Source organism: Vallitalea longa (genome assembly GCF_027923465.1).
Taxonomy (GTDB): Bacteria; Bacillota; Clostridia; order Lachnospirales; family Vallitaleaceae; genus Vallitalea; species Vallitalea longa.
This window is the reverse complement of the sequence record NZ_BRLB01000002.1, coordinates 65607-78550: the sequence shown is the minus strand read 5'-3', so window position 1 is coordinate 78550 and position 12944 is coordinate 65607. Positions and strand designations below refer to the sequence as shown.

Below are 12944 nucleotides of genomic sequence, written 5' to 3'. Positions count from 1 at the left end.
TTTTACAAAAACAAGATTTACTGTGGAATGTCTTTTATTTAACTGTAATATTTCTAAATAATTATAATAACGTTTAGTTTTGGGGTGAATTAAAATGTTAAATAATACTATATGGTCAGATGAACCTGCAAAGGAGTGGATTGAAGCTTATCCAATAGGCAATGGATCTATAGGTGCTATGATATATGGTAATCCTGTTAATGAAGTAATTCAACTAAATGAAGAAACTTTATGGTCTGGTAAAGTACTGAATGAAGATAAGGATTTTCATTGGAAAAATAAACTTGATACAGCAAGGAAACTGTTATACCAACAAAAGTATAATAAAGCTGATAAATATATTGAAAAGAATTTATTAGGACATTGGAATCAGACATATCTTCCTTTTTGTGAATTGCATATGAATTATAGAAGAATGGAAAGTGTACAGAACTATAAAAGAACTCTTGATTTGCAGAATGCAACAGTAAATATTTCTTACAATGAAGGTACTAAAACTTTTAAAAGACAATTATTCGCTTCTTACAAAGATAATGTAATAGTATTCAAAATGGATTGTAACCAAAAAAACTCAATTAATTTTGATGTATTCGTATCTAGTGAACTTAATAGTACAAAAAGAGTAGAATCTGATAAAACACTGATTATTAATGGGTTTTCTCCTATACATCAAGATCCTATATATGATATAAGTGATAATCCTATAATCTATGATAATGATAATAATGAATCTATTGAGTTTGAAGGAAAAGTATACATAGAACAGACTGGCGGACAGGTCAGTAAAATAAAATCAAATAGTACGGAAGGCTTACAAGTCATCAATGCTGATAATGTTGTTATATATATCGCAATGGCTACTAATTTTATTAGCTTTAATAAAAATCCGAATACTTTAATAAAAAATCCTTCTAATATTACTGATGGATTAATAAATGAAGTAGTGAATAAGAAGTATGATGATGTTATAAATGAACATATAGCAGATTATAGAAATTTATATGATAGAGTAGAATTTAGATTATATACTGCTACAATGGATGAGTTGACAACAAGAGAGAGAATTAAAAGAATACAAAAGGGATTAGAGGATATTAATTTGCATGTTCTCCTTTTTAATTATGGAAGATATTTGATGATATCCAGTTCAAGAGGAAAGTCCCAACCATCTACTTTACAAGGGATATGGAATGATAACAATATGCCTCCATGGTGTAGTAACTATACATTGAACATCAATACAGAAATGAATTACTGGCCTGTATTATCATGTAATCTTGCTGAATGTCATGAACCATTATTGAATATGATACAAGAATTATCGGTAACAGGAAAGGAGGTTGCAAAAGGTTTTTCTTGTAGAGGATGGACTAGTAATCATAATTCAGATATATGGAGACAATCTGTGCAGGTTAAGGGTTCTGCTAATTATGCATTTTGGCCTATGGGTGGACCTTGGTTGACTTATGATTTATGGGAGCACTATGAATTTACACAAGATAAAAATTTCTTAAAAGATATTGCATTTCCTATTATGAAAGAATCTGCTGAATTTTGTTTGGATTGGCTAATAAAAGATGAAAATGGATATTTAGTTACTTCTCCTTCAACTTCACCAGAAAATCAATTTTATTATAGATTTCATAAGTGTAAAACCAGTATTGCCAGTACAATGGATATTAGTATTATTTGGCAGGTATTTACTAACTTACTGACAGCTGCTTCTAAATTAGGAATTAACGATGATTTCATAGAACATGTAAAAATAGCAAAAGAGAGATTATTTCCATATAAAATCGGTAGATATGGTCAATTACAGGAGTGGAGCAGGGACTTTAGGGAAGTACATATAAGCCATAGACACTTATCTCACTTAATAGGATTATATCCAGGTAAAAGGATAGATTACTTCAAAGATAAAAAAATTATTAGAGCATGTGAAAAATCTATAAAAAGACGTGTTAGAAATGGAAATGGTTGGACAGGATGGAGTATTGCATGGAAAATTAATTTATATGCAAGATTGCACGATGGCGAAAAAGCCTATGATAATATCAATTATCTAATTAAAACATGTACTTACGAAAATCTGTTCGGGAAACATAAATTGTCACCATTACCTTTCAGTAAAAAGGGTGTTTTTCAGATAGATAGTAATTTCGGTTTAACAGCTGGTGTAATGGAAATGTTATTACAAAGTCATTTGGGTTACATAGAACTTTTACCGGCTTTACCAAAGAAATGGTCAATTGGTTCTATTACTGGTCTTAGAGCAAGAGGCGGTTATTCGGTAAATCTATGGTGGTACAATAATGAATTGCTAAAAGCTGAAATTATACCTGATAAGGATAGATGCTGTAAATTGAAGATTAATAAAAATGTTATAGTAACTTGTAGCAATAAAAATGTAATAGTTCATAAGAATGATGATTACTTGACTTGGCAGGGTATTGGGGGACAAAAATACATTATTAGAGTAGTAAAAGATTAAAATTTAATAGAAATTTTATAGGAGGAGATATTTAATGAGTAACAATAATGGATGGAGAAACATATCTGGTGATTTTTATGATTGGACTATAACAAAGGAGCCTGAAAAACCATATATCCATGATTATTCTAAGACATTATGTTTGAAACTATTCTGTTCTATTCCCGATAATAAAGGTAATAGTATAGTAGCCTGCAATTTTCAACAAGCACTCGATATAATTGAAAAGATAGATAACCTTACAAGAGAAATTGACAAAATTGTTTATTTGGTAGGATGGCAGTTTCAAGGTCATGATGATAAATATCCATCATGGTCTCAAGTTAATGAAGATTTAAAAAGAACGGAAGACAAAACTGCTGAGGATAGCCTTAAATGGCTGATGGAAGAAGCATTAAAATATCATACGACAGTAAGTTTACATATTAATATGACAGATGCATATAAAGATAGTCCTTTATGGGATACTTATGTGCAAAAGGACCTGATATCCAAAGAAGAAAATGGTTCATTATTAAAAATCGGTACATGGAATCATAAAGACTCATATCAAGTATGTTACAAAAATGAATGGGAAAGTGGTTATGCCACAAAGCGTATTGATGATTTAATAAATATGTTACCTATCAGAAAAGCAGGAACTATACATATTGATGCATTCTTTGCAAGAGAAAGTAAGGGACATGATATAACAATTAGTGAAGAACAAAGCTATAGAAGGAAAATAATCAGGTATTGGAGAAGTAGAGGAATCGATGTAACTAGTGAATTCATATATAGAGAAAATGAAATAGATGATTTAATAGGATTAGTTCCTATGGTGTGGCATATTAATCAAAATCTTGAAGATTATCTTAAGAGACCAGCAAATCTTTTAACAGGGGGAAGAATTAACAGAGATCTAACAGAATATGATGAAAAATTGGCAATTCTATTTGGCGAGAGTATGCATGGAGAAGGATTATTGATTAATAATGATGATCTAACTAAAATCAAGTCAGGATGGCAGGTCAAATTTTTAGAAGTATTCTGTTTAGATACGTTACCATGGTATTTCTTAAATAATTGTAACAGAATATATGTAGAAGGTGTAAAACCTAATAGAATCGCTTATTATGATAAGAATATATGTGTATACGAACAAGATAGAATAATTACAATAAATGATAAACCAATTAAAGTTAATGGTGATGTATTTATTGAAGTCCTATGGAAAGATACTAAAGAAATAATTGCTTACAGTAAAGAAGGTTATAAAAACAGAAAATGGGATATGCCTGATAGTTTTGAAAATGTTGAAAGTGTTACTATTTGTAGAATAACAGATAATGGATTAGTGAATATAAAAAATAATGTTCAACTCATTGACAATACAATAATATTGTCACTAGAAAAAAATGAAGGAATCATTATAGAACCATATGATGCTGGTAAATCATAAGTAAAGGAAATTACAATAAGTAGATAATATCTTTATTATAGGTAAGTTTCATTAACGCATATGACATTTGAATTATTTCATATGCGTTAAAGTTATAAATAAATCAATATAAAAAAATAGTATGGAGGGTTTTTAATGTGTTTAGCTAAAAATTCCACAGGAGGATTTTATGCTGTAAAAAACAGCAATAGAATCGTTTATAATTTTAATATCGGTTGGTTGTTTCATAAAGGAGATATTGAAAATGCTTATAAGTATGATTACGATGATAGTAATTTCAATATAGTTCATTTGCCTCATGGCATAGAATTAACAAGTGAGAATGCTAGTGGGATGAGAAATCATCAAGGAGTCGTATGGTATAGAAAGCATTTTACACTTGATGTTGAAAATAGAAATAAGAGACATTTTATTTATTTTGATGCAGTAATGGGAAAATGTGAAGTGTATTTGAATGGAACATTAATGACTAAGCATTATGGTGGATACTTACCATTTATAATTGATATCACACATATGGTCAATTACCAGAAAGATAATGTTATAACCATAAAAGCTGATAATAGCGATGATGATTCTTATCCTCCAGGTAAATCACAAGATAATCTAGATTTTACATATTTGGGAGGTATTTATAGAAATGTATATTTGATTGAGACAGACAAAGTCTATGTAACTAATAATATTGAAGATAATAATGGTTCCGGTTCAGGTGTTTTAATAAATACACTAAACATTAACGATAAAGAAGCAATTATTGAGGTAAAAAACCACATTATTAATACTGATTCATATGACCGAAAATTTTCATTAAAAACTATTCTAGAAGATTCTGACTTAAATATTCTTTTAACAAAATCACAAGATGTTACATTAAAAAGTGGACAAGGACAAATATTCACTCAACAAATTACTATTGAAAATCCTCATCTCTGGTACCCAAATGACCCATATTTACATTTTATTGAAACTCAAATTATTGAAAATGATATTATAGTAGATGATTTGAGGACAAGATTTGGAATAAGAACACTAGAAATGTGTAATTTAAAAGGTCTATATATAAATAATAAACCAATAGGATATAAGTTGAGTGGTGTGAACAGGCATCAAGACTATGTATATGTTGGTAATGCTCTACCTGATTCAGGACAAAGAAGAGATGCTATGTTAATACGTGGAGGAGGTTCTAATATCGTAAGAGCTGCACACTATCCACTTTCACCTGCCTTTATGGATGCTTGTGATGAATTAGGATTATTAGTGAGTGTTCCTAATCCCGGGTGGCAATTCTATAATGAAAATAATCCTATATTCGGTCAAAGAGTGAAAGAGGATACCAAAAATATGGTGCGACGAGATAGAAACAGACCTTCTGTACTTTATTATGAAATAGTACTTAATGAAACTCTAAATCATCCTGTTTCAGTAATTAAAGAAATGCATGAAATAGTACATGAAGAATTACCATATACAAGCACTTTAACTGCTGGTGATATGGATTTGGGTAAAAAAGCTGACTTGGATTTTTATTTTACTGGTGGAAAACAAGAAAATGTTAAATGTACATATCAAAGAGAATATGGTGATGGAGGAGAAGTAGACAATTGGATATCACAAAATGCAGCAACTAGAGTAAATACATGTTGGGGTGAACAAGCATTAATTAATCAACTCTTAAAACGTGCTAGACAATTAGATGAACTATATAAAACAAAACCAACACGGATAGGTGGCAGTTTATGGTGCGGCATAGATCATCAAAGAGGTTATCATCCTGATCCGTTTTTAGGAGGGCTATTGGATGTATATAGAATACCCAGATATTCATATTACCTATATAAAAGTCAATACGATGCTGATTTTCATTTGGATGGTATTAAAACTGGACCTATGATTTTTATAGCTCATGAATTAACTCAAATTTCTGGTAGAGATGTATACATTATTACTAATTGTGATTCGGTAAGATTATATTGGGCAGGTAAAGATTATGGAATTGCTGAACCAATAGATGATTTCAAATGGATGCCTCATCCTCCTATTGTATTTAGAGATGTATTTGATTTTAATGTAATAGCAACTAAATATAGAGATATAACTAATAATCTAGAAATGGTTGTAGAAGGCATAGTAGATTCTAAAGTAGTTTGTAGAAGGGTTAAAAAATATCCAGAACGATTAACTGGAGTAAAACTTGAAATAGATGACCAAGGTATAGACCTTATTGCGGATGGAAGTGATTTTGTTCCAGTGAGAGCTGTACTTGTTGATAATAAAGGTATAAAAAAGGTTCTGTCAAGCGAATATGTACATTTTACTATTGAAGGTGAAGGTAATGTAATAGGTAATGAAGTTAATTATGCCAATCCAATGAAAACTCAATTCGGAGTTGCCACAGCATTGATAAGGTCTACGACAAGACCAGGAAGCATTAAGGTAAAAGCATATGTGAATGGTCTATCAAGTGATGAAATAACAATTAATTCTATTAAGCCTTATATGCCATTTATATATGATGATAGATATGTAAATAGGACTGATGAAGATGATAGTACATTACCCACAATAATTAAGAATGAACCTAATGATATTAATGATATGCAAGAACTAAATAATGAAATCAAACGATTGAAATTATTATTGACAAGTAAAGAGCAGGATATTATGGAGTTAATGGGGAAAATATAATTCATTTAATTTGAATATTAAGGAAGCGAGTTGCTATGGGGAAAATTCATTTTAGAAATTCAATTTTCATTAAACTATGTACAGCGTTTTTCTTTGTAATCATTATATTGTTTCTAATAGGTTATAGTGTTTATTTTTGGGGAATTAACAAAGTACGGGATGAGATTATTCAAAATGTATGTGTAACTAATCAGAATTTCTCGTATAACTTAAATAATGAGCTAAAAAGAATCATAACACTACAGTATGAACTAACTAATGATTGGGATCTGACTAAATTAAGTTTTGGCATTGGAGATTATAACGATTATGAAGAATCACTAATAGTATTGAATGTAAGGGATAAAATTTCTGCTATCAAGACAAGTAGTCAATTGATTGATGAAATAAAGGTAATAGTACCAGCGATTGATAAAGCTATAGGAACTAATACTATAGGAGAGATTATGCCAGAATCAATGGAACTTGTAAAGAACTACAAGGACATGGAGAATAAACAAATTATTTATTATAACAATGAGATCCTTCTGATATCTGAACATCCTCAAATCTATTATAAAAGAGAACTTAAACCTAATTTTTTAATATACGCTACTATAAATTCAGCAAATATAAAGAAGTTTTTAAGAAATATGAGCATATATAGTGAAAGTAATGGATTCATATGCAGTGAAAGCAGAAAAATGATAATAGGTAGTAATGGGAATGAAGACACTCAAAATAAGGTAAAAGAACTTATCGATAGAAATAAAGGTAGAAAAATAAAACTGAATACTAATTATGTAAGGGATACATTTACATTGAATGAAAAAATTAATGGTACGAAATATATAATTGTATATTCGGATACTGGTGTAGAAGATATTAGATTAGTTAGGTATATACCTGAAAAAGTAGCTTTTGGAGATCTCAATATATATAGTATTATCATATGGCTTTTTGCTGTAGTGGCTATTATTTTCATAATCTTATTTTCAAAATCATTATATAACACTATACATGAACCATTAAGAAAGCTTGTTAAGGCTTTTGATAAAATTGAGCATATAGAATCAGTTGTTACCATAGAACATCATAGGAAAGATGAATTCAAGTATATCTATGATAGTTTTAACAAAATGAGTTATAAACTACATAATCTGATTGAACAGGTATATAAACAAAAAATTCTAGTCCAGAAATCTGAGTTGAAACAACTGCAAGCACAGATTAATCCTCATTTTCTATATAATAGCTTCATAATGTTAAAAAACAGAATAGAAGCAGAAGATATTGAATTCGCTTCTGAATTCTGTAGTGAACTAGGTTCATTTTTTATGTTTATAACAAGGAATAAGAAAGAAATTGTACCATTAAAGAATGAAGTAGAACACGCAGTCACATATACAAAAATTCAACATGCTCGTTTTTCTAATAGATTAACAGTAAAAATAGATGATTTACCCAAAGAGTATGAGAATATCTTAGTGCCTAAGATTATATTACAACCAATATTGGAGAACGCATTTGAACATACATTGGAGAATATGGAAGATGGCGGTATCTTGGAGATGGCTTATGAAGTTTCAAACAATTATATTGATATCATTATATCTGATAATGGAGAAATCGGAGATCATAAGATCAATCAAATGATATCAAACCTCAGCAGAACTGATGTAGAGGTAACAGGTATGATAAATATTCATAAAAGATTAAGACTCATATATTCTGATAAATTTGGTTTGATTTTGTCACGTAGTAAATACGGTGGCTTAAAAGTAACTATTAGAATTCCTATTGAAAATGGAGGTGATAGGTGATGTATAGATTACTTATAGTGGATGATGAAATTGATGTGGCTGAGTATTTCAGAAGAATATTTGAAGTGAAATCTAAACTTCCTTTAGAAGTTTATACGTCATATAACGCAACAGAGGCACTTGAATGTCTCAATAAGACTAGGATTGATATTGTTCTATCAGATATTAAAATGCCTAAGATGAATGGTTTGCAGATGTATGAAAAAATAAAAGAAAAATGGCCAAAATGTAAAGTAATATTTCTAAGTGGGGTTTTGGAATTTGATTATGTTTATGAGTCTATACAAAATAGGGACGTAAGATACCTAACTAAACTAGAACCTACAGATAAGATAATTTCAACTATAAAAGAAGTTATAGATGAGATAGAACATAATTATAAAGAGATAGTTGAAATGGAGAAAGTCCAAAAGAAGATAAAAGAGGCTTTTCCTTTATTGCAGAATAAGTATATTCAGAACCTTTTGTATGGTATATGTGATTCTCATGATGCCGTTCAAAAAAGGTTAGATGAACTTGAAATCCCTATTAATATTAAGGACTCTCTATTTATGATAGGGGGAATATTTGATAATCTACCAGATGATATCAGTTTATCACAATTAGATAAAAACATTTATTCTTTGAAGTCTATAAGCTCAAAATATTTTGACAGATGCTATAATAGTGTGTTCTATATTTCTGAGCAAAAATATTTTATATGGCTTTTACAGCAAAGGAAGGGAAATGTACCTATCAAAAATCATCAAGTCAAGATAAGTGGGTTATTAGAATATATACAATGTTCCATAAGGAAAAATCTTGATATTACAATTACTTTTGTACATGAAACCTCAGAAATATATATATCAGATATTCCTAAGTGTTACAGTATCATTAAAAGAAGATTGGGTTATAGAGCTAGGAATCTCAATGAGAGTATTTTGACTTTACCAGATTCTTGTAGTAATGAAATAGTTAATGACATGGATAAGGTTAACAAGATAAATAGTTTCAAACAACTTATTAGAATAAATGAACTTGAAGGTTATCTGGAACTAGGACAACAAGAAAGCTTCTTTTCATTATTAAATAGAATGGTAGATAATCTATTATTAGTGGAAAATACAGAAGATAATAATGCTTTAGAAATCTATTATAGAATTTCTTGCGTATTACTGAAATACATAAATGAATGGAATATGATAGGGCAATTAGCTGAAATTATAGATATTCATAAGTTAACCCATGTAGATGATCATAGATCATGGCAAGAAGCGATTGAATACTTGAAAAATATATCGCAGATAATATTTGATATCCATTTCAAAAATGAATATATATGGTCAGATAATACCATAGCTATTGTTCAAAAATATATATTAGAGAATTTAGATAATGATTTATCATTAATTGTTCTTGCGGAATTAGTTAATCTTAATCCCTCATATCTATCAAGATTATTTAAAAGTCATACCAAGATTAATCTTTATGATTATATATTGGATATGCGTATGTTAAAAGCCAAAGACATGTTATTGAAATCAGGTGAGAAAATACAGGATATTGCCATAGCGGTCGGTTATGAATCTGCACCTTCCTTTACTAGAGCTTTTAGAAAATATACTGGTAAAACCCCTACAGATTATAGAGGATAAGTGTTATTTTACTACCAGAAAACATTTAGGTAAAAAAACGGTAACTAATGTAAACATATGCTCGTTGTGTATCTAATAGGTAACTTGTTATAATTTTATTGTAAAGAAATAAAATTCATAAAACTAGGAGGGTTTTAAAATGGGTAGAAGGTTTTTTACTAAAGTATTATCTTTATGTCTTGTTACTTGTTTAATGGTTACTTTATTTGCTGGTTGTAAGAAAGAAGCCGAAGAAAAGACAACAGCAAAAGATAACACAAGCAAAGAAAAAGTATCAGAAGAAGAGTATGATCCACTAGGTAAGTATGAGGAGCCAGTTACAGTTACTGTGGCATTAAGAACTGCTGGAACTAATCAAGTTCCTTTTAAAGGTTCAATGTGGGATAAGAAATTCCAAGAGTATGGTATTAATGTTGAAGTAGCTTGGTCAGCTGATGCAAGTCAATATGATAATAGATTGAATACTTGTATTGCTTCAGGAGATATTCCTGACCTATTAGGAAGTATTTCAGCTCAACCTATGTCAACACTCGTTAGAGGGGATATGATATATGATGTTGGTGAGTTATTCCAGTATCTATCACCAACAAATGAAAAATGGTTACTTACTGGAGCAGGAGCAGATGCCATTGATAGTGTAACAATTGATGACAAGGTATGTATAATTCCTGGGAACGTAACAGAACTTATCAACAACTGTTTTCCTCTTTTCATAAGGAAAGATTGGCTTGATAATCTAGGTTTACCTATTCCCAAAACTATTGAAGATTTTAAAAATGTAGCTTTAGCATTCACTAAAGACGATCCTAATAAAAATGACAAAGACGATACATATGGTTTAACAATTATGGGGCAAAGTAATATGATTGTTGACTGGGGAGGATTATACGGTTTCTTTGGCGGTTATGGTGTTCAGCCTTGTGCTTGGTATGATGGTATGTTGTTCTATTCAAAAGATAGTAATGGAAATGCAGTATGGGATGGAACTAGACCAGAAGTAAAAGAGGGATTACAACTTCTACAAGATCTATATGCAGAAGATGCAATTGCTAAAGATTTCCCAACTATGGACGGAGTTAAAGTTATGGAAGACCTGAATGGTGGTAAAGCAGGTATGGTATTTGGTGTTAGAGGACTTCCTATGTGGGCAATAAACAAAACTATACTTAATGATCCTGAGGCAGAATGGTATGCTATGAATATGCCAACTAAAGATGGTTCAGAAGCTCCTATTTTTGCTTTCCAACCAGTAAATACAGGATTTGCTATATCCAAGAATTGTGATCATCCTGAAGCTATTATTAAGATGCTAAATATTGTTACTGCTATGACAGATGCTGAGAGTCCTTTATTCGATCCAGATTACAGAGACACTCAAAAAGCAGGAAATTGGGTTATCCATATTGAAGACCCAGCATATGAAAGAACTTCTAACGAAACATTGTTTGAAGCATTAAAGAAAGAAGATAAAACAAATATAGATAAATATATGGAAGACAATTATGACAAGATTATGGAATATATGGATACAAAAGATCCAGAGTTATGGAGATGGTGGAATTCATACTATCCAGAAGAAGGCCATGCGTGGTATTTGACATTTGGTCTTAATAAACCTGATATGATCAAGAAAAACGTATGGTGGGCATTACCAACGGATTCGATGCTATCTTATTTACCTATCTACAAGAAGATGGCAGAAGAGACAATGACTAAGATAATAACTGGTAACGCTGATGTATCTGAATGGGATAAGATGGTTGAGGAATGGAATAAGTTAGGCGGAGATAAGATAACAAAAGAAGTTCAAGATAGCCTAAAATAACAAACCAATATTTAATGATATGCAGAGAGAGCATAAGATCTCTGCATATTTATTATAAGGTAAATTGAAAATAGGAGGTAGTACATTGACTGAACAAAGGTTGAAAACAAAAAAATCCTCTCTTCAATCAAGCAAATCTCATAGTAAATTCAAAAGACAATTACCGTTACATATAATGATGCTTATTCCAGTAATTCTAGTAGTTATTTATTGCTATGGTCCTATGTTAGGAATATTAATAGCATTTCAAGATTATGTACCATCTACTAAAGGTTTTTTTTACTCACTTATTAATGGCAAATGGATTGGATTTGATATGTTTAGGTACATATTCAAAATGCCTGATTTCGTATCGATTTTATGGAATACATTCTTTATTGCCACAATGAAAATTATTGCTAAGATAATATTTCCATTAATATTTGCACTTCTACTTAATGAAGTCAGAAAAAGTTGGTTCAAGAAATCAGTTCAAACAATAACTTTTTTGCCTTATTTTTTATCATGGGTCATATTGGGAGGGATATTACTTGAAATCTTCTCGCCACGTACAGGGATTATCAATACAATAATAGGTTATTTCGGTTTTGAACCCAAGTATTTTTTCGGAGATCCAAAGATTTTTCCATATATGCTTGTTCTGACGGATTTATGGAAAGATATCGGATTCAATACGATAATAATTCTTGCAGCGTTAACATCCATTGATCCAACATTATATGAAGCAGCAGCCATAGATGGAGCTGGTAGATTAAAGCAAACATTACATATTACACTTCCAGGGATTTCTAGTATTATTGTACTTATAGCCATCCTCGGATTAGGAAATATTATGAATGCTGGTTTTGATCAGATATTTGTTCTATATGGACCTTCTGTTTATTCAACAGGTGATATCATTGATACTTACACATACAGAATGGGTATAAATAATGGTCAATTTTCACTTGCTACCGCAGTCGGGTTATTTAAATCAGTGGTATCATTCGTAATGTTAACTGTTTCTTATTGGATTGCTAACAAATACAGTGATTATAGGATATTCTAGAAAGGGGGT

At 30.3% G+C, this 12944-nt stretch carries 7 protein-coding genes; all 7 read left to right on the top strand.

Features of this window, described 5'->3' with window-relative positions; translation table 11 throughout:
• Positions 1-94: 94 nt before the first annotated feature.
• The 7 genes from QMG30_RS06520 to QMG30_RS06490 all read left to right on the top strand — a co-directional run bounded on the left by QMG30_RS06520 (position 95) and on the right by QMG30_RS06490 (position 12935).
• Positions 95-2491: a glycoside hydrolase family 95 protein gene (locus QMG30_RS06520; RefSeq protein ID WP_281813603.1), complete on the top strand. Its 2397-nt coding sequence runs from the start codon at positions 95-97 to the stop codon at positions 2489-2491.
• A 34-nt stretch (positions 2492-2525) separates the two neighbouring features.
• Positions 2526-3932 (top strand): endo-alpha-N-acetylgalactosaminidase family protein, encoded by a 1407-nt coding sequence (locus tag QMG30_RS06515; protein WP_281813601.1) that lies wholly within the window; start codon positions 2526-2528, stop codon positions 3930-3932.
• A gap of 135 nt (positions 3933-4067) precedes the next feature.
• Entirely contained in the window at positions 4068-6623 is a 2556-nt protein-coding gene (locus QMG30_RS06510) for a glycoside hydrolase family 2 protein (RefSeq protein ID WP_281813599.1), read from the top strand.
• Between the two features lie 35 nt (positions 6624-6658).
• Positions 6659-8425, top strand: coding sequence for a sensor histidine kinase (locus QMG30_RS06505; protein ID WP_281813596.1), 1767 nt, complete (start codon positions 6659-6661; stop codon positions 8423-8425).
• Positions 8425-10062 carry a response regulator transcription factor gene (locus QMG30_RS06500; protein ID WP_281814267.1) on the top strand — a complete coding sequence of 546 codons (1638 nt, stop codon included), beginning with the start codon at positions 8425-8427 and terminating at the stop codon, positions 10060-10062. Before QMG30_RS06505 ends, QMG30_RS06500 begins: the two co-directional genes overlap by 1 nt.
• Positions 10063-10201: 139 nt before the next feature.
• Positions 10202-11887, top strand: coding sequence for a type 2 periplasmic-binding domain-containing protein (locus QMG30_RS06495; protein ID WP_281813594.1), 1686 nt, complete (start codon positions 10202-10204; stop codon positions 11885-11887).
• Positions 11888-11972: 85 nt separating this feature from the next.
• Positions 11973-12935, top strand: coding sequence for an ABC transporter permease (locus QMG30_RS06490; RefSeq protein ID WP_330680686.1), 963 nt, complete (start codon positions 11973-11975; stop codon positions 12933-12935).
• Positions 12936-12944 lie beyond the last annotated feature (9 nt).